Genomic DNA, 19,325 nt, shown 5'->3' on the forward strand with positions numbered 1-19,325 from the left:
TGGCGTAAACTATATACCATTAGTAACCTACTATTGGTATATTAGCAATGGCTAAATTATCCACGCAACAAAAATCCGCCACGGCAACCCCGCGTCAGCGTCTGTCACGCGAGGAGCGCAACCGCCAACTTTTGGATACCGCATGGCAGATAATCGGCCAGGAAGGAACGGAAAACCTGTCGCTGGGCAGGCTCGCTGAGCAGTCTGGCGTGACCAAACCGGTGGTGTACGATCACTTTGGGACGCGCCTTGGACTGTTGGCGGCGTTGTATCAAGAGTTTGACGCCCGCCAGAACGCGCTGTTCGATAAGATGTTACAGGCCAGCGAGGCCACGCTGATTGGTCGCGCCACGGTGATTGCCACCGCATATGTCGATTGCGTGCTGCTGCAAGGACGCGAAATCCCCGGCATTATCGCCGCGCTGGCCGGTACGCCGGAGCTTGAAAAGATCAAACGCGCCTATGAAGTGGCGTTTATTGAAAAATGCCGGCAGATGCTGGCACCGTTCGCCAGCGGCAACGACATTGCCGCCGCGGGGCTGTGGGCAATGCTGGGGGCGGCAGAAGCGCTGTCATGCGCGGCGGTCTGCCAGCAAATCAGCCCCGACGAAGCAAAACGCGAGCTGTTGGTGACCATCGTGGCGCTGGTAGAAAGAAGCTGAGGCGCCATACGCGCCGCGATTATTTACGGCTGTCGAAAATCAGCTTGCAGGCCAGGCCGGCAAACACGCCGCTCAGCAGGTAGTTCGGCCAGCGGGCGCTGAACCGCCGCCCGGCGAAGCGGCTTTTCATCCCACCGATCAGCAAAATGACGCCGCCATTGATCGCCAGACCAATCACGTTCAGCACCGTAGCCAGCAGCAGCATCTGCACCACCACCGATCCGGCTTGTGGGTTGATAAACTGCGGGAACAGCGCCAGCACGAACAGCGCCATTTTGGGATTAAGTATGTTGGTCCACAGACCTTGCTGCAAAATCCGCCCCACCGCTACCGTCTGCAAGCTGGCAGTGGCCTGCAAGTTACTCCCTGCGCGCAGCGTTTTCCACGCCAGATACAGCAGATAGGCCGCCCCCAACAGGCGGACCGCATCATAAGCCAGCGGTACCGCCACAAACAGTTGCGACAAGCCGAGCGCTGCAGCCAGAGCGTGGCAATAGGTGCCAAGCTGGATACCGGCCAGCGAGGCGAAGCCGGCTCGACGCCCCTGGCTGAGGCTACGCGAGGCAATCAACAACATGTCCGGCCCTGGCGTAACGGCCAGTGCCAGGCAGGCGGCGGAAAACAGCAACAGCGTCGTAATGTCCATTCGGGGTTACCTGATCAAACGGCGGGGAAAGTTGCCTTCAATCATAATCCGCACGCGGCGTTTTACCAGTATCACACGGCAAATTATTGCACTCGGCGCCCGGTGCAGTAGGCGCCTGCCGCTCTCCCAGCAGATTCATGCCGGCCGCTGCCAGCAGAATCAACGCCGCGCCGGCCAGTTGCAGCGCAACCAGTTGATGACCAAAGGCAAACCGGTCGACCAGCATGGCCGCAAGCGGATAAATAAACGACAGCGAACCGGTAAGGTGGGTTGGCAATTTCTGGATACCGCCATACAGCAACACGTACATCACGCCGGTGTGCAGCCCCCCAAGGGTAATCAATAACCCCCATTGTCCACCGCTGGTTGCCACCCCAAAGTCCACCAGCGGCAGTAGCATCAGCGCGCCGACGCTGACCTGGATCAGTGCAATTACCTGCGGCGGCGTGCCGGTCAGACGTTTGGCTGCCAGCGTCATCAACGCATAGAAAAATGCCGCGCCCAGCGACAGCAAAATGCCCAACAGATAATGTTGCTGTTCGCTCTGCTGCCCTGGCTGCGACAGCACCACCAGCGCCATGCCGATAAACGCCAGCGTCAGCCACAGTATTTTACGCGCCGTCAGCTTTTCACCAAACAATAGCGCAGCCAATACCACCAGCATAAACGGTTGGGTGTTGTACACCGCAGTGGCGATGGAAATAGAGGCGTAGGCATAGGCCGCAAACAACAGCAGCCAGTTGATCACCAGCGCAACGCCACCCGCCACCGCCAACAGCAACATAGCGCGGGTCAACCTCGAGCGGCGCAGTTGCCCCCGTAGCCCACAGGCCACCAACAGCGCCGCGGCGCCAAACACACAGCGCCAAAACACTACGTTGACCACCGGCTGACCGGACATCAGTACAAACCAGCCAATGCTGCCGGAAATCAGCATTGCCGCAATCATCTCCAGCGAGCCGCGTTTAATGTCTGTGTTCATCTCGTTCCCCTCTTGGACAGAGGAAATAGTGTGCAACGATTTTTGACGACAATACATGGAATAAAAAAGGCATTGGTGTTTAAATTCCTTTTTATCTAAGGAAATTGCCTTATTTACCCTAACGGAGTCGCTATGGACGATATCGATCGCCAAATGTTGGCCTTGCTGGCCGAGGATGCGCGCATGTCGCTGAAGACGCTGAGCGCCAAAGTGGGCCTGTCGTCACCGAGTACTTCGGAACGGCTGCGGCGGCTGGAGGAGAGCGGCGTGATCCAGGGCTACACCCTGAACGTCAATCTGCCGGCGCTGGGCTACGCGTTCCAGTCGCTGGTGCGCGTCAAACCGCTGCCGGGCATGCTGAAAAAGGTGGAACAGATGATCGTCGAGACGCCCGAGGCGATCGAATGCGACAAGGTCACCGGCGAAGACTGTTTTATCGTGCGTCTGGTGGCCCATTCGCTCGAGCAGCTCGACCAGATCCTCGATCGGCTGGCCGAGCGGGCGCAGAGCAATACCTCGATAGTGAAAACCACGCCGGTAAAACGCCGCCTGCCGCCGCTGTGACGCTCAGCGGCGTCGACGGCGGGCAAACGGATTGGCGGCTTTTTTCTGCTTTTTCGTCGCCTCCGCCACCGATTTCAGCGCCGCTTTGTGCGCCTTGTCGGCCGCCGGTACCTCGCGCTGCTCAATCGGGAATACCGGCAGCGCCGACAGCAAACGTGCACCGTAGCTTTTGGTCAACAGCCGGCGATCGTAAATCACGATTTCACCACGACATTCATTGCTGCGAATTAATCGACCGACCTGCTGGATCAAATTAAACGACGCGCTGGGCAAACTTTGCACTTCAAAAGGATAACGTTTCAGGGTTTTCAGCCATTCACCTTCGGTGAGGATCACCGGACTGTCGATGGGTGGAAACGCAATTTTATGGATATGCACCTGGGTCAGCAGGTCGCCCTTGAGATCCAGCCCTTCGGCGAACGACTGCAGACCGACCAGAACGCTGGCCACGCCTTTTTCCACCCGCTTGCGGTGTTCTTCCACCAGCCGATAACGCGGCTGATCGCCCTGCACCAGCAACATCAGGCGCAGATCGGTCACGTAGCCAAGGAAGGTTTGCATCGCCCGGTTGCTGCTGAACAGGATCAGCATGCCCTTGTGCTGTGCGCCGGCCACCTGCGCCCGGAAGAAACGTGCCATCTCCTCCAGGTGCTCCGCTTCGGTGGCGATCGCCGGTTCGAACGTCATCTGCGGGATGACGATTTTACCCTGTTCGACGTGGTTAAACGGCGAAGCCAGCACCTCGAAGCGATCGCCGGCCTTTTCGTTCAGCCCGCTCATCTCCTGCAACCGCGCAAAGCTGTTAAGCGAACGCAGGGTGGCCGAGGTGACCACTACGTGCGGCACATTACGCCACAACAGTTTTTCCAGCTGATCGCTGACGCGAATGCCAACGCAGTGCAGATACAGATGAGTGACGTTATCGCGCAGCTCGCGCGTCACCCATTTGGAGATCGGCGCATTGGAGGATTTCTCCAGCGCGGCCAGCTTCCACAGTTTGCTCATTGCCTCCAGATAACCCAACGTGCGGCTCATTTGTAAAATGGCGCGGTGCAGCCGCACGATATCATGCTTGCCGCTCTGCTCGGTCAGATCGTTGAGGATAAATTCCGCCAGCCCACGCAGCGCATCGGTCAATTTGAACAGCCGTGCGCACGCCTCGACCATTTCCGGCGGCAGCGCGCCCATCTCGAAACGGTATTGCGCCTCTGCGCTATCGCCCGGCAGGTAGGCGCTCAGCTGCTGTTCGAAGATCTGCACCAGCTCGCGCAGCTCCTCGCAGTGATTCTTCAAGCGTTCGCTATTCGCCAGGCCCGGTGGGTTTTTCGGCCGGTACTGCGCCATGCACTGTTCCACCTGGCGCACGATCATATCGAGCTGCAGGTTGGTCGACAGCGCGGTAATTTCACCTTCAATTTCCAGCGCGTCGCGTGCCACCTCCGGCAGATGGTGCCCTTCGTCCAGCACCAATAGCAGCTCTTTCGGATTCGGCAGCACCGATTCGCTTTCCAGCGCCGCCATCACCAACGCATGATTGGCCACCACCACGTCAGCGCTTTCGATTTCCTTACGGGCAAGGTAAAACGGGCATTCGCGAATGTAATGGCAGTTACGCCCCAGGCAGTTGACCTTGTCGGTGCTCAGCTTGGCCCACAGCGTGTCGTCGATCGACTGGGCATAGTGGTCACGCAGGCCGTCCCACTCATGTCGGCTGAGCGAGGTGGACAATTTCTGGCACAGCGCCTGCTCTTCGCCATTGGACGGCAGTCGTTCGTCGTCATCCAGGTAAAGCATCAAATCGCCCTGCTCGGCCACGTCGGTACTCATCGACGCCAGATTACGCGGACACACGTAGCGCCGGCGGCCAAACGCCCCGGTGAATTTCAGATCGGGAATGATCTTCTTGAGCAGCGGCAAATCCTTGCTGAAGATCTGGTCCTGCAAGGCCACGTTAGCGGTGCTGACCACCAACGGTTTGCCTTCGTCGCGCCCGACGGCGATGCCGGGGATCAGATACGACAAGGTTTTGCCCACGCCGGTCGGGGCTTCGATCGCCAAATGGCGTGGGTAGTCACCGGCCAGGGTTTTCGCCACTTCGGCAATCATCTGCCGTTGCGGCGCGCGGGAAATAAAATCCGGTATTTGCTGTTGCAGGGCTTTATACCACTGACCGATCTGAGTTTTAACTGAGGTAGAGAGCGCCATTCAACTCTTATCTAAACGAAATGATGGCGCTATTGTCCCACAAGCGTTGCGTCCAGTCAGCCCACGTCTCGCCCAGCGTTCAATATTGCGCAATGCCCCGCGTATCGTGGCGGGGTTCAGACATCATCGGGGCCAAATGACCAGTCTTCCCGCTGCGAGCTCACCACCACCACCATCACATCCTGTGGCCGCAGTTGCAGGTTTTGCTGCAATAGCGCCGCCAGTCGCTGGTAGAAACGCTGCTTGGTCGCCGCAGTGCGCGCCCGACCCACGGTAATGTAAAACAGCACGTAGTCCTCGGAACGCGGCCCACCGAGGTAATGGACATCATAAATCAGTTCACCGGGACGATACTGGTCAATAACCTGGAACCTGTCGTCCGGCGGCACTTCGAACGCTTCAACCAGCGCCTGATGCAGCGAGTCTGACAGCGTTTGCAGATAGGCCGGCGTTTTACCGTCATGCAGTGCGATGCGGGTAAACGGCATGGGTTATTCCTCCGTTTCACGCAGGCGCGCTACCGCCGAGGCCGCCGCAGGCCAGCCGGCATAAAAAGCCAGGTGGGTGATAAGCTCCGCCAACTGCTCGCGGCTGACGCCGTTGCGCTGCGCCAGTTGCAAATGGAACGGCAGCTGCTCCTGCCGGTTAAGCGCCACCAGCGCCGCCACGGTGATCAGGCTGCGCTCACGCGAACCAAGTTCGGGGCGCTGCCAGACGTCATCGAACAGTACCGCATCGCTGAGCTGCGCCAGCTTGGGCGCGATATCGCCAAAGGCCTGTTGGCCGGCGCGTGATTGGGGGGGAAGCGTGTTTTGCATCTGCATGATGTTCTCCGGTCGGTGATCGATGGCCTTACGCTACCCGTCACCGGCCGTGAGGAAAATCGGCATTTTCGGCATCCATGGTTCAGAAAAACAGGACGATAATGCGCCGCTACTCCAGCGGGGCGACATGATCGAAATGCGCATGAAACAGCGCGTTCAGCTCCGGCAGCTGCTCTACCCTTTCGGCAATCGCCACCAGCTGCGGGCAGTGCCGATCGAACCAGCGGCGTCCCGGACGCCAATTGCACATGACCGCAATGTACAAATCCAGCGCGCTGAAGGTGCGGCCAAGGAACCAGGGCCCCGCATCGCTGGCTGCCGCGGCAAACGTCAGCCACAGCTGCTGGCGGTGCGGTCCGATGGTCTCCTCCAGTCGTTCCGGATTGCGGGTTTTCGGCAGCCATTTTTCCGGATCGTCGCCATAGGTAAAGGTCGGGTAGATGGCACAGTTGATGAACATCAGCCAACGCAGAAAGCGCGGTAGCATTGCCGCGCCGGCATCGGGTACCAGTTCGGCATGCGGTGCCCGATCGTGCAGCAGCAGAATGATCGCCGCGCTTTCGGTCATTATCTCGTCATCCGGCAGGATCAGCGTCGGTACCTGCCCCAGCGGATTCAACTCCAGCAGGCGGTCGCGTTCGGGGCTGTCGACATCGTAGTCGACCTCTTCATAACCCCAGGGAAAGCCGGTCAACTCCAGAGCGGCGGCAACGATAGTGGAACCGCAACCACGACAACCGAGTAATGTATAAGCCTCACGCATGATTCCTCCGCAGACAAATTAGCCGTACCGTTAACTGTAGACCACCGATTTGGCCTTGTCCGGCAGCTAATCGTGCCTTTGGCGACGTTTTTTTCATCATTCAACATAGAAATAAATATTCTGTCATAAATACATCACACAACCTTGGTAAAAATTCTGCGCTGCGATAAATCCGCCAGCAAACCTAACAGCAATAAGCTTGATGATAAGCGTCTTTTAATAGAGAAAAGCAGGGATAAATATGAAACGTAAACTTCTTGCCGTTATTATTCCGGCACTTTTGATCGCGCCTTCGACGTACGCAGCAGAAATCTATAATAAAGACGGAAATAAACTCGACCTGTACGGTAAAGTCAAAGGATTGCATTATTTTTCTGATGATGCCGGCAGCGATGGTGACAAATCCTACGTCCGTTTTGGCTTTAAGGGCGCCACGCAAATTAATGACCAACTGACCGGTTATGGTCAGTGGGAATACCAGATTTCCGCCAACCATACCGAATCTGACAGCGCCAAGGACACCAAGACCCGTCTGGGCTTTGCCGGTCTGAAACTGAAAGACGTCGGCTCAATCGATTACGGCCGCAACTACGGCATTATTTATGACGTCGGCGCCTGGACCGATATGCTGCCGGAGTTCGGTGATGACGCCTACGTCAAGACCGACAACTTTATGAACGGCCGTACCAATGGCGTCGCCACCTACCGTAACAACGACTTCTTTGGTCTGGTCGACGGCCTGAAGTTTGCCGTACAGTACCAGGGCAAAAATGAAAACGATGGCCGCTCCAGCAGCAAGGCCAACGGCGACGGCTGGGGCTTGTCATCCAGCTACGAAATCATTGACGGCTTCAGCCTCGGTGCAGCCTATGCCTCGTCCAACCGTACCACAAGCCAGAAACAGGGCAGCTTCGGCAAAGGCGACAAGGCCGACATCTGGGCCGCCGGCGTGAAGTACGACAATAACAACGTTTACCTGGCCGCAACCTACTCGGAAAGCCGCAATATCGTGCCAATTTCCGGTACCGCCACCATTAACAGTTCCGCGACCTCAGTCAGCGGCTTCGCCAATAAAGCCCAGGGCTTTGAAGTAGTGGCGCAATATCAATTCGACTTTGGCCTGCGTCCGTCGATTGGCTATGTGCAGTCCAAAGGCAAGGATATTGAAAATATCGGCGACGTAGACCTGGTTAAATATGTCGATATCGGCGCCTATTATTACTTCAATAAAAACATGTCTACTTATGTGGATTATAAAATCAACCAGCTTGATAGCGATAATAAACTGGGTCTGACCGATGATGATGTGGTCGCCGTAGGCCTGGTTTATCAGTTCTAAATCGTCATGCATAACCACCACTGCAATTTTAGCTGCGGCTAATTAATCTGTTCATGCATCTTTTGCCGGGCGGCTGCGCCCGGTTTTTTTGTTTTTTGCCATTAACCGGCAACACGGCTTGTCATATCTGGCAATTCGGTCTACATGTATAGCTTCTTCTGTCGCCATCCGGAACCATTCCATGCACGCCGCCAAGGTTGAATACCACAATGCCCTGCGATACAGCAGCGATCGGCTGGCGCAAATTCTTACCCACTGTTTTGAAAACTATATCGTGCCGTTTGCCATGGAGGGCAGCAACTTTGCCAGCCGTTTCCACGCCGAAGATCTCAGCCTGAACGACAGCCTGGTGGTCACTTACCACCAGCAGCCGGTGGCTCTGGCGCTCATCGCCCGCCGCGGTCACCACAGCCGGATAGCCGCCCTGTCGATTCGCCCCGAAATGCGCGGTCAGGGGCTGGGCAAGGCGCTGATGGCGCGTCTGATCGCCGACGCGCGGGCGCGCGGCGACCGGCAGCTTTCTCTCGAGGTGATCGACGGTAACCATGCGGCGCTGGCGCTGTATCAACAGGCCGGGTTAACCGTCAGCGGTTCGTTGCGCGGTTTTCATGCCCCGCTCGACGCCGTACCGCCCCCGCAACCGCTGCAAGAGATAGACCCACTAGTGCTGTCACGCCGTTTGATTGCGGACAACATTGGCCCATTGCCGTGGTTGATCGCACCAGAAACGCTGTACAAATTGCCGGGCGAATCGCGCGCCTTTACCCTGAATCAACAGGCGTTCGCCCTGGTGGTGCCCGGCGCCAAGCAGTGTGCCCTGCGTATGATTTACGTCCCGCTGGCGCTGCGCGGCATGGGCCATGCCCGTGAGCTGCTGCTGGCGTTGCAGAGCCGGTGCGCACCCTTGCCGCTAATGGCCAACGTCTACGTTCCGCAGTGCGCAGCCGGTTTCTTTACCCGCATCGGCTGGCGCGAGGAGTCGCTACGGCAATGCGAAATGACCCTATCGCTCAGCATGTACTGAGTACCACCATCGTCGCTACAACAGCTTGAACATATAGCTGGTGGCATCCAGCGTATCGCCAAGGCTGGCGCGGGCATACTGTGGGATGCGCCCTGCCAGCTGGAACCCCAGCAGACGGTACAGGCTCTCCGCAGGCGAATCGCTGACGGTGTCCAACACCAGCAGCCGACGCTGATGCGCCACGGCCAATCGCTCGGCGTGCTGCATCAGGCTCCGGGCGATGCCCTGACGACGCGCCTGTGGGTGCACCATCAGCTTGACTATCTCGGCCCGGTGGGCACCGTTAGCCGGCATCGCCAGCAGCAGTTGCACCGTGCCGACAATGCGTTGCCCATCCAGTGCCGCCAACATCAGCCGCTCGCCGCTGGCGATCGCCGGCAGCAGACTGTGCCAAAACGCCGCCGCCTGCTCGACGCTGAACGGGGTAATAAAGCCAATGCTGGCCCCCTGCCAGACGCTGGCGTGCAGCACCTGCGCCAGATCGGGGATGGCAGCTTGCGCCGCGGCGACGTCCAATTGCCGAATGTCAATCATGGTTATGGCCTGCAAATAATGATGGTGTAATGGGCCGGCTGTGCGCCGCTGGCGTGAAACTGTGAACTGCCGGTCAGGCAATAGCGCAGGCAATCCCCGGCCTGCAGTCGAAACGGCCGCGCGTCGAGGGTCAGCGTCAGCTCGCCGTCCAGCATCCACAGATGGTGTTCCAGGCCGTGAATCGACGGCGCGTCGTAATCGATGCGGGCTCCGGGCTGCAGCGTGCCTTCAATAAATTCGGCCTGGTACAGCGCGCTAGGCGGCGACACCGAACGCCGATGAAATCCGCTGGCATGATCGACCCACACCGGCTGCTGTTGGCGTGACAACAACTCCGGCGGCTCATTATCCAGTTCGCTCAGCAAGCGTGACATGGTCAGGCCATATGCCGCGCACAGCTTGTTGAGCAGCGACGCCGTCGGGCTGGTTTCCATGCGCTCAATGCGCGACAGCGTTGCACGGCTGATGCCGGTATGCTGCGCCAACGCCTCCAGCGACCACCCCTGCTGCTGGCGCAATGCCACCAACCGCTGCGCCAGGCGCTGGTCGATGTCGTCCTGTATCTGCTGCATGCTTACCCTCGCCTGAAATCTCAATAAAGAGAAAATATCTCAAATAAGAGAAATCGCAAGCGCATTTTCACATCAGCCCACGCAGGGTCACAAAAATCAGCATGCTGAACAGCACCACCAGCAGCATATTTCGTAGAAAGAACGCCAGAATAACCGCAAACAGCGCGCCCCAGAGGTAGGGGTTTTCCGCCACGCCGCGCCAGCGATCGTCGCTATACATCACGATCGGTCCACAGATGGCGCTCAACACCGCCGGCACCGAAAATCCCAGCAGCGCATGCATGCGAGCCGACAGCCGCAAACGCAGGCTCGGTGCCAGAAAAAAGTAACGGTTAAAAAACACCACCAATGCCATCAGCACGATGACTAGCCACACCATTATTGCGCCCCCTTGCTGCATAGCAGCCCCACCAGCATCGCCGTCAGGGTGGCAATCACCAGCGCGCCGGGGATCTGATAGCGATGCAACACCACCGACAGCAGCAGCGCGGTAAGCGAACAGGCCAGTACCGGCAGGGTGCGGATCAGTGGGACCACGATGGCGATAAAGGTAGCGGCAATGGAAAAATCCAGCCCGTAACCATCAAGGTCGCCGAGACTGGCGGCAGCGATCCCAAGCCAGGTGGCCAAAAACCAGCAAATATAAAACGTCAGCCCGGCACCCAGCGCATACCAGCGGTTAAAACGCGCCGGCCCTTGCTCGCCGGTCAGGGCAAACAGCTCGTCGGTCAGCAAAAAGCCCAACAGCAGCCGCCAACGCAGCGGCAGAGGCGCAACACAGTCTCGCAATCGCAGCGCATAGAGAAAATGCTGCGCGGTAATAAAAAAGGTGGAAACCAGGATCGCCAGCAACCCGGCACCGGTTTTGAGCATTCCCAGCGCCACCAGCTGCGAGGCACCGGCAAAGACAATAGCCGACATGCCCAGCCCCTGCGCGGCGGTCAGGCCACTTTGCATCGCCATCGAACCGGCCAGCATGCCCCAGGGCAGCACCGCCAGACACAACGGTAGCATCGCAACTGCCCCCTGTAGCGCAGGCCGCAGTATTGGCGTAGATGTCAGTGTGTTGGGATGGTTCATGGCGCTCTCCGGCAAAAAAGAGCAGCCTAGAACATGGACGCGGCGCCGGTATTGCACGCCGTTGCGCAGTTAGCGCAGCGAATTGACGTAATCGCCAGGGGTGACGCCCATCGATTTACGGAAATGGCGGTGAAAATGGCTCTGATCGTGAAAACCGCAGGCCAGCGCGCTTTCCAGCACGCCATGCCCGCGTTTTAACATGTCGCGCGCTTTGCGCAGGCGCGCCTGGATCTGATAGGCATGCGGCGGCAAACCGGTAACCCGTTGAAATTGGCGCAGCAGATAATACGGGCTGAGCGCCACCCGATCGGCCAGTTCAAGCAGCGAGATGTCAATCTCCGGAAAGTCGTCGAGCAACGCCTTGACCAGTGCCACCTGACGTTGCGCCCTGCTCTGCGCCGCCGGCTCAATGCGGCTTTTGCCGTGGCGCAACATCAGCCAGGTCAGGGCGGAGAACAGCATGGTTTCCTTCAGCAGTCGGTTTTCCTTGCTGTGCAACAGGCCAAACGCCAGCCGCAGCTGGCTCGCCAGCCCGACGTCATGCACCACCGCCTGCGGAAAATGGGGCGCGCCGCCGCTGCCGGTTTTCAGATCTCGCGCCAGGTTGGCCAGCAGTTCCGGTGTGGGATACATCGCCTGATAGGCCCAGCCGTTTTCTGCCGCCGAGCTGCCGGTGTGGACTTCGTCAGCGTTCACCAGAATGATGCTGCCGTGCGGCGCAACGTGCTCGCCGCCGGAACGGTAAAACCGCTGCGCGCCATCGTCGATGACGCCAATGCAATAGCCTTCATGACTGTGACGGGAAAACGACTGGCGCAGATAACTGGCCTGCAATACCTCCAGCCCACCGAGTTCATCGAGGTGCATAAAATGCGTTTGTTCTTGTCGCCCCGTCGGGGTTTGCCTGGTCATCGTTACCTCCGCCAATATCGGCTATTCTAGCATCGGTCGGAAGTCGGGTTTTGTACAATATTGCCCGCTTTCGGCGGCAGGTAGGCGCAGCGCCAGGCATAATAGACCGCCGCCAGCGGCGCCAGGGCAAACAGCAGGAACAGCCAGCGTGCGGCAGAGCTTGCGCCGGCGCTGCCACCCGGTACGTTCAGCCCCGCCAGGTTGGCTATCAGGCCGGCCAGCGCGGCGCCGAACGCGGTAGCAAACAGTTGCACCGTGGTAATCGACGCACCGGCGATGTCCTTGTCGCTTTCCGGCGCCGTTTGCAGTATCCGCGTCAGCAAATGCGGCCAACCGAAGCCGATGCCAAAACCCACCAGCGTCAATGCGATAACGATCGGCGCCAACGTCGCCCAGTGGCCGCCAGACGCTATCGGCATCAGCAGCCCCAACGCCAGCAAGCCTGTCATCACCAGCAGCGGCCCGCTGAAAATCGCCCGGCGAATGCCGGCACCGCGCCAGCCGGAACTGAGGATTTCAGCCAGCGTCCAGCCGGCGGCCATGGTGGCGGCAATGTAACCGGCGATCAGCGGGGACTGGCCGTGCAGTATCTGCAGAAAATACGGAACGAAGATCTCGCTGGTCATGCCGATCACCAACAGTGAAACTGTCAGATATAGCGCCGCCTGGGTCGATCCACGCCGCAGCGCGCCCTGTGGCAGCAGGCGGGCGCGGGAATGCGCCTCACGTTGCAGCAACCATGCCATCAGCAACAGTGCCAACACAATGCCGCCCACGTTGACCCACGGGTTGCTCGCCAGACTGCCAGCCGAGACGATCAGCACCGAGGCTGCCAACAGGGTCAACTGTGCCAGCGGCAGCGGTGCCGCCGCCTGCTGCGGTTTACCCTTCGGCAGGATGCTGAAGGTAAACGCCGCGTACAGCACCATGATCGGCAGCAGAATGCCAAATGCCCAGCGCCAGGCGTGCAGCTCGGCGAAGATACCGCCTACCGCCGGGCCGACCAACGTCGCAATGCCCCACATGGCAGAAACCAGCGCCATGGCGCGTGGCCAGAGCGATTGATGAAAGACCAGATTGATCATCGCATACGACAGCGCAAATATCAGGCCGCCGCCAAACCCCTGCACCGTGCGGCCAATCAACATCACCGGCATCGAAGGTGCCAACGCGCACAGCGCCGCACCGATGATGAAAAACAGCGATGCCACCAGATAGGCGCTGCGGGCGCCGTAAGCGCTCAGCAACCGCGCCGACAGGGCGGAACCCAGAATCGACGCCACCACAAACAGCGTGGTGTTCCAGGCATACAGATTCAGCCCGCCGATATCCTGTACCACCGACGGCAGAATAGTGGTAGCCACCAGAATGTTGACGGCATGCAGCGCCACCCCCAGCGCCAGCGCAATGGCGCTGGCGGCGTTTTGAGCGGAGAACAGGTCGCTCCAGCGAGTTTCATCATCAGTTATCACGTTTATCCTTCCGTTTCCGCGCATCGGTGATTGAGTTAAAGATTAGAGTGCGTTAAATTTAACAAGTATTAACTTGGAATAAGTAAGGGTGAGGCGGTGAAATATGTCAAGGATTAGCTTGGAAAATGGCGAGTGCACAGCACATTCTGTTAGCGACCGTTTGTTGAAGCTCTTGAAAACCCGTGGCCCGCAACAAGCATCCGACGCAGGCAAAGCCCTCGGTACCACCGGCGAAGCCGCACGCCAGCAGTTTGTCAAACTGGCGAAAGAGGGGCTGGTCGAAGCCAAGGCGGAAACCCGTGGCGTGGGCCGCCCGGTGCAACAGTGGCAGCTGACGCCGGCCGGCGTCGCCTGCTTTCCTGACACCCATGCCGAACTGACGGTGCAATTACTGCGCACGGTACGCGACAAGCTGGGAGAAAACGCGCTGGATGTGCTGATTGAAAGCCGCGAGCAGGAAAACCGCATCAATTACATTCAGGCGATGGTGGGTGCCGCCACGCTACAGGAACGCGTGGCACGGCTGGCGGCCATCCGCTGCCAGGAAGGCTATATGGCCGAATGGCGCCAATTGCAGGACGGAACTTTCCAACTGGTGGAAAATCATTGCCCAATCTGCGCGGCAGCCAGCGTATGCCAGGGCTTTTGCCGCACCGAGCTGAATATTTTCAGCGAGGTGCTACGGGCACAGGTCGAACGCGTTGAACATATTCTTGCCGGTGCGCGACGCTGCGCCTATCACATTTCTCCGGTTTAATCGGCCGCCGCAGGGTGAATTAGGAACCCGAGCAGTTGTACCACCGTTGCGACTTGTATAAGTTTACCTTTCGTCACCCTGTTTCCTGCGGTGGCGCATGAAACGAGGAGACGCAATGGCGGTTTACAGCATTGGCGAAGTGGCGCAGCTGTGCGGAATCAATCCGGTGACGTTACGCGCCTGGCAACGCCGTTACGGGCTGTTAAAGCCGCAGCGCAGCGAAGGCGGACATCGTCAATTTGATGACAGCGACGTGGCGCGCATTCGTGCGATAATCAGCTGGATCGCCCTTGGCGTACCGGTTAGCCAGGTCAAGGCGTTGTTGGCCGGTGATGCGCCGGCCAACAGCCAGGCCAATTGGGCCCTGCTGCAGCAACAGCTGATGGGCCTGCTGCATGCGCCGGCGGCCAACGCGCTGCGCAACCGTCTCTATGAATTGGGCCGCGAATACCCGGTCAATGCGCTTATCGACAACGTGCTGCGCCCGCTGCGCGCTCAATTGAGCGCGGCAAATCCCCTGTTGCAATCCCTGCGCGCGTTGCTGGACGGCATCATTGTTGAATACGCTGCATTTTGCATGGCGGCCGCGCGAAAAAAACCGGGGCAGAACGCACTGTTGCTGGCGTGGGGGGCAAGCGCCGATCGCACCGAACTGTGGCTGGAGGCGATCGTTCTGGCCAAGTCCGGTATGCGGGTTGATCTATTGCCTGAGCCGTTGGCGCAGCCGCAGCCACAGTTGTTCAAGGCCGATCGCTATTTTCTGCGTGCCGAAGGGGCATTGAGCGCACCGCAGCGCAAACAGCTCGCCATCTGGCAGGATCACGGGCTGGATATTACCCTGATCGGCAGCAGCGCGTTATTGACCGAGATGGAGCATCCATGAGACTGCACGCCGGATTCTGGCTGGCGACGCTTGGCCTCGGCGCTTACTGGGCACTGGCCGTGCTGGGGCGAGACACCACGGTGGCGCTACTGCTGGCGGGGGCGGCCCTGTCCTTGATGTTTACCGCCGCGCCGCGCCGCAAGTGGGTGCTGTTGGCGACGTTGAGCGGTATCGCGATGGATGCGGCCTGGTGTTACGCCGGGGTGCTGAAATTTAGCGGGCACGGCAGCGTCGTGCCGCTGTGGATGATGGCACTGTGGCTGACCTTTAGCTGCTGGTGGTGCTGGTTGTTGAGCCTGGTGAGAAGTGCAGGCTGGCCGGTGGCGGTATTTGGCGCGGTCTTTGGCCCTCTAAGCTCTCTGATTAGCTGGAAACTGACCGCCATCACGCCGCTGATTGCCCCCGAATTGATGTTATTGGCGTTGGCCATTGGCTGGGCCATCTACCTGCCTGCGGTAAGCTGGCCACTGATGCGCCAGTTCACCGCGCGCTGACGCCGACAAATTGCGCGGATTTCATGCTGTCATCCGCGTATTTTTAGCGAACTTTAATAATAAAATTCATTGCGTATTACCTGCAGCTTGGGGTTTACTAAAACCTCTTCCCACTTTTTTGCCCTACCGATAAAAACCCATGTTGAGTCAACAAAGTCGTAGTCTGCTACCGCTGATCGGCGCCCTGTTCACGTTGTATATTGTCTGGGGCTCAACCTACCTCGTTATTCGCATCGGGGTCGCCAGTTGGCCGCCATTGATGTTGGCCGGGATCCGTTTTCTGAGCGCCGGCATTATTCTGTTCAGCTTTCTGGCGCTACGCGGCCATGCCTTGCCAACGCTGAAGCAATGGTTCGCCGCCGGCACCATCGGCATTTTGTTGCTGGCGGTCGGCAATGGGCTGGTGACCGTGGCGGAGCATCAGGAGGTGCCTTCCGGCATCGCGGCGGTAATGGTGGCGACGGTGCCGCTGTTTACCCTGTGCTTCAGCATGATCTGGGGTATCCGCAACACCAAGCTGGAATGGGCTGGCATCGTGCTTGGACTGGTTGGCATCGTGCTGCTCAATACTGGCAATAACCTGATTGGCAATCCCACCGGCGCGCTGTTGATCCTGCTGGCTTCTGCCAGTTGGGCATTTGGCTCGGTGCTTGGGTCACGCATTTCGCTGCCCGCCGGACCGATGGCCGGCGCCGCCGAAATGCTGGTCGCCGGCGTGGTGTTGCTGCTAGTCAGCCAGCTCAGCGGTGAGCGCTTGACCAGCATGCCAACCGCCGGCGGCTTTTTCGCGCTTGGCTACCTGATTGTTTTCGGTTCGATGCTGGCGATCAGCGCCTATATGTTTCTGCTGAAAAACGTACGTCCGGTGGTCGCAACCAGCTACGCCTATGTCAATCCGGTGGTGGCGGTGCTGCTCGGCGTCGGCTTCGCCGGCGAGACGCTGGAACTGCGCGAATGGCTGGCGCTGCTGGTGATCGTTTCCGCCGTGGTGCTGGTGACGCTGGGCAAGTATCTGTTCCAGCGGCCAAGCCGCGTCGAATCGCTGGAATAACCGACAGCGGCCGGCAGGCCGCCTGATTCAGCGGTCATTGGCGGCCAGCCACCCCTTGACGTCGGTGAGCGCAATGCCATGGCGCGCGTTATAGCTGGCCGACAACGGCCAGGCTACGCCGTCAGGGCGGGCAAAAGCCAGCCGATACGCGGCGGCATTATCGTCGGGACGTGCATCAACCGCCGCGCGCAGCGTTTGCAGTTCCGCCACCGTCAGGGTAAACCGCTGGCGATAATGCTGGCTCAAGACCTCGGCCAATTGACGGTAGCTCAACGTATCGCCGGCCACATAGACAACCTGGTTTTGGTACTCGGGGCGATGACAGAATATCGCCGCCGTCAGGCTGCCAATATCCTGCGGCGTCGTCAGGGTCAAGGCATAATCCGCATCACCGAGCGCAACTACCCTGCGTGCCGGCACATCTACCACGCCAAAATCTGGCTCGAACAGGTAGCTGGTAAACATACCGGTCGACACGATAATCCAGCGGGTTTGCTGCTGGCTGCGCAGCAGTTCACGCACCTGCAGTTGCTCATCCCACACCGGCTGTCCGCTACCCTGGCCAATGCGGTCATAATCAACGCCAAACTGCCAGGGGATATAGCAGTCAACTCCGGCGGCCAGCACCGCACGGGTGATCTTCAGCTGCGTGCCGAGCCCGCCGACGAAGCCGCTGCAATTGATCACTGCATCATAATCGGCAAAGCACTGCGCCAGCTGCTGCGTTGATTGGTGGCTGAAATCTGCGCCGATGGTGGCAATATTCCAGTCAGCCAATTGCCGACGCCGAGCCAGATCGCTGGCGTGCTGTCGCTGCAACGACGCCGGCCGCAACAACACGCTCAGGCGCATCTCCGGATGCATCGCGCGCTGTTTGACAAACCCTTCAAGCACTGCCATTCCCAGTTCACCTGCGCCGAGAATCAGTATGTTGCGCCATTGACGCTGCATGGTATCGTTCATATGCTCCTCCTGTGATTGCGGCCTCATGCTGCCAACCCAGCGCAGCAGTTGCAATCAGGTACACCAATGATACCGGGGGAATTTATGAAACTCAGCGCGGAGCAGACAGCACAATTTTCACACATTTGTGATGCGCTCAGTGAACAGGACGACAGCCTGAAGCGCGAAGTATTGACCCATGCCGGCAACCGCTGGTCACTGGGAGTAATTTACGCACTGGGTACGCAAGGCACGCTACGCCATGCGCAACTGGCGCGCGCCTTGCCCGGCGTGACCCAGCGCATGCTGACCAGAACGCTGCGCCAGCTGGAGCGCGACGGCTTGATCTCCCGCCACGACCATCAGCAGAAAACGCCGCATCCGCGGGTGGATTATCAATTGACGACATTAGGCGAAGGCATGCTGCTTAATATGTTTCCACTGTGGGAGTGGATACTGGGTCATGCCGAGGAATTTCGTCAGGCGCGGGAGGCGTTTGGCCAGCAGAGCTAGCGTTCAGCCTTAACAAGGGCTCGGTAGGTTTTTGAATTTATTGCAATAAAAATCCGCACTCGGCAAGGTGCTTCACAAAGCACGCACAAGGATTATAATTGCCGCTGTTCTAAGCAACCTGCGAAAATAATTCCATGCTGAAAAAAGCGTTCGTCATCATCATCGCCCTGTGCGCCTTTGGTTCTCTCGGCGGCGTATTCCTGGCCGGGCTGAACATCTATACCCGCTCCACCACGCCACAGCAAGAAACCACCGGCGAAAGCGCGGCTCCGAGCGTAACCCCTGCCCCGGTGGTCGAGACGCACTGATCCCCGGGCGGCGTTACAGCGCCGTTACGCCAGCCTCGGCGGCCTGCTGTTCCAATTGTGCAATCACCTGATAATCCGCACGCGTCACCAGGCTAAAGTCACCGATCAACAGGCTATCGCTGGCCGGATGGTTGACCATTTCGTTGGCCGCGGCACGCAATATTTCCAACCGTTCCGCCGAAGTGCCCGCCGCGGTGATTAACGGCAGGCCGGGTACCGACGCGGTACGCCCGATGATTTTCACCCCGACCAATGCCTGCGGCTGCGCGCGTTTCAGCAATTCCAGACTGACGCTGTCGATGGCGGCAATATCCGCCTCGCCGCGCATTATCATCTGCAGCGACTGATAATGTGCGCCAGAGACAATCGCCTTGCTGAAGAAACGGCCGTTCTCCGCCAGCGGCGCAATCAGGGCACGCAAACTGTTGTAGCCGGAATGCGAGTCGCTGCTGTTATAGGCGGCCACCCGACCGCGAAAATCCGCCAGCCGCTGGCCTGGATCGCTGTCCCGCACCACTAGCCAGCTGCTGTAGTTCGGGCCGTTGCACCCTTCAACCCGGAAGTGATAGGTCCCCACCAGTTGCACCTGCGGCAGATAGGCCACCAGCGGATAACCACAGGTTTGGCTGAGCAGCAGGTCCGGTCGTTGCCAGTGCTGTGCCAGATCCTGTGGCCAGCTCAAGGCTTCCGGCACCTCCGTCAGCCCAAGCCGCAGCAACTTGTCACGCAACGCGTGCCAGAAAGGTTCAACCTGTTGTCGAGTGACGCCATACATGGGCAAAGAGACCTGCATGATAA

Annotated in this window: 24 protein-coding genes; 10 read left to right on the plus strand and 14 right to left on the minus strand. The window is 59.0% G+C overall.

The window, feature by feature from the left end; translation table 11 throughout:
- Positions 1–47: 47 nt before the first annotated feature.
- Positions 48–662 carry a TetR/AcrR family transcriptional regulator gene (locus NYE85_RS20150; RefSeq protein WP_259006519.1) on the plus strand — a complete coding sequence of 205 codons (615 nt, stop codon included), beginning with the start codon at positions 48–50 and terminating at the stop codon, positions 660–662.
- Positions 663–681: 19 nt separating this feature from the next.
- On the opposite strand, the gene NYE85_RS20155 is transcribed toward NYE85_RS20150, so the two are convergent.
- Both NYE85_RS20155 and NYE85_RS20160 read right to left on the minus strand, forming a co-directional pair.
- The gene (locus tag NYE85_RS20155; RefSeq protein WP_259006520.1) at positions 682–1,308 is read right to left on the minus strand and encodes a LysE family translocator; all 627 of its coding nucleotides are present in this window, start codon (positions 1,306–1,308) and stop codon (positions 682–684) included.
- A 37-nt stretch (positions 1,309–1,345) separates the two neighbouring features.
- The gene (locus tag NYE85_RS20160; RefSeq protein ID WP_259006521.1) at positions 1,346–2,290 is read right to left on the minus strand and encodes a DMT family transporter; all 945 of its coding nucleotides are present in this window, start codon (positions 2,288–2,290) and stop codon (positions 1,346–1,348) included.
- A gap of 132 nt (positions 2,291–2,422) precedes the next feature.
- On the opposite strand from NYE85_RS20160, the gene NYE85_RS20165 reads away from it, so the two are divergent.
- Positions 2,423–2,854, plus strand: coding sequence for an Lrp/AsnC family transcriptional regulator (locus NYE85_RS20165; RefSeq protein WP_259006522.1), 432 nt, complete (start codon positions 2,423–2,425; stop codon positions 2,852–2,854).
- Between the two features lie 3 nt (positions 2,855–2,857).
- Here NYE85_RS20165 and dinG read toward each other — a convergent pair whose 3' ends face one another.
- From dinG to NYE85_RS20185, 4 genes are all read right to left on the minus strand, one after another.
- The gene (gene dinG / locus NYE85_RS20170; protein WP_259006523.1) at positions 2,858–5,059 is read right to left on the minus strand and encodes an ATP-dependent DNA helicase DinG; all 2,202 of its coding nucleotides are present in this window, start codon (positions 5,057–5,059) and stop codon (positions 2,858–2,860) included.
- Positions 5,060–5,175: 116 nt separating this feature from the next.
- Positions 5,176–5,547, minus strand: coding sequence for a tautomerase family protein (locus NYE85_RS20175; protein ID WP_259006524.1), 372 nt, complete (start codon positions 5,545–5,547; stop codon positions 5,176–5,178).
- Between the two features lie 3 nt (positions 5,548–5,550).
- Positions 5,551–5,883, minus strand: coding sequence for a carboxymuconolactone decarboxylase family protein (locus NYE85_RS20180; protein ID WP_259006525.1), 333 nt, complete (start codon positions 5,881–5,883; stop codon positions 5,551–5,553).
- Positions 5,884–5,992: 109 nt separating this feature from the next.
- Positions 5,993–6,646, minus strand: a complete 654-nt coding sequence (locus NYE85_RS20185; RefSeq protein ID WP_259006526.1) for a glutathione S-transferase family protein — start codon at positions 6,644–6,646, stop codon at positions 5,993–5,995.
- Positions 6,647–6,887: 241 nt separating this feature from the next.
- Here NYE85_RS20185 and ompC point away from each other — a divergent pair, with 241 nt between their 5' ends.
- Both ompC and NYE85_RS20195 read left to right on the plus strand, forming a co-directional pair.
- Positions 6,888–7,985: a porin OmpC gene (gene ompC / locus NYE85_RS20190; RefSeq protein WP_259006527.1), complete on the plus strand. Its 1,098-nt coding sequence runs from the start codon at positions 6,888–6,890 to the stop codon at positions 7,983–7,985.
- A gap of 181 nt (positions 7,986–8,166) precedes the next feature.
- The gene (locus NYE85_RS20195; protein ID WP_259006528.1) at positions 8,167–9,009 is read left to right on the plus strand and encodes a GNAT family N-acetyltransferase; all 843 of its coding nucleotides are present in this window, start codon (positions 8,167–8,169) and stop codon (positions 9,007–9,009) included.
- Positions 9,010–9,024: 15 nt separating this feature from the next.
- On the opposite strand, the gene NYE85_RS20200 is transcribed toward NYE85_RS20195, so the two are convergent.
- From NYE85_RS20200 to NYE85_RS20225, 6 genes are all read right to left on the minus strand, one after another.
- The gene (locus NYE85_RS20200) at positions 9,025–9,543 is read right to left on the minus strand and encodes a GNAT family N-acetyltransferase (protein ID WP_259006529.1); all 519 of its coding nucleotides are present in this window, start codon (positions 9,541–9,543) and stop codon (positions 9,025–9,027) included.
- 2 nt (positions 9,544–9,545) lie between these two features.
- Positions 9,546–10,115 (minus strand): helix-turn-helix domain-containing protein, encoded by a 570-nt coding sequence (locus NYE85_RS20205; protein ID WP_259006530.1) that lies wholly within the window; start codon positions 10,113–10,115, stop codon positions 9,546–9,548.
- 67 nt (positions 10,116–10,182) lie between these two features.
- Complete coding sequence (locus NYE85_RS20210) at positions 10,183–10,494, minus strand: AzlD domain-containing protein (RefSeq protein WP_259006531.1); 312 nt, start codon at positions 10,492–10,494, stop codon at positions 10,183–10,185.
- Entirely contained in the window at positions 10,494–11,195 is a 702-nt protein-coding gene (locus tag NYE85_RS20215; protein ID WP_259006532.1) for an AzlC family ABC transporter permease, read from the minus strand. The genes NYE85_RS20210 and NYE85_RS20215 overlap by 1 nt, the downstream gene beginning before the upstream one ends.
- Before the next feature lie 69 nt (positions 11,196–11,264).
- Complete coding sequence (locus NYE85_RS20220; RefSeq protein WP_259006533.1) at positions 11,265–12,107, minus strand: AraC family transcriptional regulator; 843 nt, start codon at positions 12,105–12,107, stop codon at positions 11,265–11,267.
- 26 nt (positions 12,108–12,133) lie between these two features.
- On the minus strand, positions 12,134–13,579 hold the full coding sequence (locus NYE85_RS20225) for an MFS transporter (protein WP_259006534.1): 1,446 nt from the start codon (positions 13,577–13,579) through the stop codon (positions 12,134–12,136).
- A 103-nt stretch (positions 13,580–13,682) separates the two neighbouring features.
- Here NYE85_RS20225 and NYE85_RS20230 point away from each other — a divergent pair, with 103 nt between their 5' ends.
- From NYE85_RS20230 to yedA, 4 genes are all read left to right on the plus strand, one after another.
- On the plus strand, positions 13,683–14,336 hold the full coding sequence (locus NYE85_RS20230; RefSeq protein ID WP_259006535.1) for a metalloregulator ArsR/SmtB family transcription factor: 654 nt from the start codon (positions 13,683–13,685) through the stop codon (positions 14,334–14,336).
- Between the two features lie 115 nt (positions 14,337–14,451).
- Entirely contained in the window at positions 14,452–15,219 is a 768-nt protein-coding gene (locus NYE85_RS20235; RefSeq protein WP_259006536.1) for a MerR family transcriptional regulator, read from the plus strand.
- Entirely contained in the window at positions 15,216–15,713 is a 498-nt protein-coding gene (locus NYE85_RS20240; RefSeq protein WP_259006537.1) for a DUF2878 domain-containing protein, read from the plus strand. The genes NYE85_RS20235 and NYE85_RS20240 overlap by 4 nt, the downstream gene beginning before the upstream one ends.
- A 139-nt stretch (positions 15,714–15,852) precedes the next feature.
- The gene (yedA, locus tag NYE85_RS20245; protein ID WP_259006538.1) at positions 15,853–16,764 is read left to right on the plus strand and encodes a drug/metabolite exporter YedA; all 912 of its coding nucleotides are present in this window, start codon (positions 15,853–15,855) and stop codon (positions 16,762–16,764) included.
- A gap of 27 nt (positions 16,765–16,791) precedes the next feature.
- Here the strand turns inward: yedA and NYE85_RS20250 are convergent, their stop codons facing one another.
- Positions 16,792–17,727 carry an aromatic alcohol reductase gene (locus NYE85_RS20250; protein WP_259006539.1) on the minus strand — a complete coding sequence of 312 codons (936 nt, stop codon included), beginning with the start codon at positions 17,725–17,727 and terminating at the stop codon, positions 16,792–16,794.
- Between the two features lie 84 nt (positions 17,728–17,811).
- Here NYE85_RS20250 and NYE85_RS20255 point away from each other — a divergent pair, with 84 nt between their 5' ends.
- Positions 17,812–18,219, plus strand: coding sequence for a helix-turn-helix domain-containing protein (locus NYE85_RS20255; protein ID WP_259006540.1), 408 nt, complete (start codon positions 17,812–17,814; stop codon positions 18,217–18,219).
- A 134-nt stretch (positions 18,220–18,353) separates the two neighbouring features.
- Complete coding sequence (locus NYE85_RS20260) at positions 18,354–18,527, plus strand: hypothetical protein (protein WP_259006541.1); 174 nt, start codon at positions 18,354–18,356, stop codon at positions 18,525–18,527.
- A 13-nt stretch (positions 18,528–18,540) separates the two neighbouring features.
- Here NYE85_RS20260 and NYE85_RS20265 read toward each other — a convergent pair whose 3' ends face one another.
- Entirely contained in the window at positions 18,541–19,320 is a 780-nt protein-coding gene (locus NYE85_RS20265; RefSeq protein ID WP_259006542.1) for a phosphate/phosphite/phosphonate ABC transporter substrate-binding protein, read from the minus strand.
- Positions 19,321–19,325 lie beyond the last annotated feature (5 nt).

The organism is Serratia sp. AKBS12, assembly GCF_024793895.1.
Taxonomy (GTDB): Bacteria; Pseudomonadota; Gammaproteobacteria; order Enterobacterales; family Enterobacteriaceae; genus Serratia_F.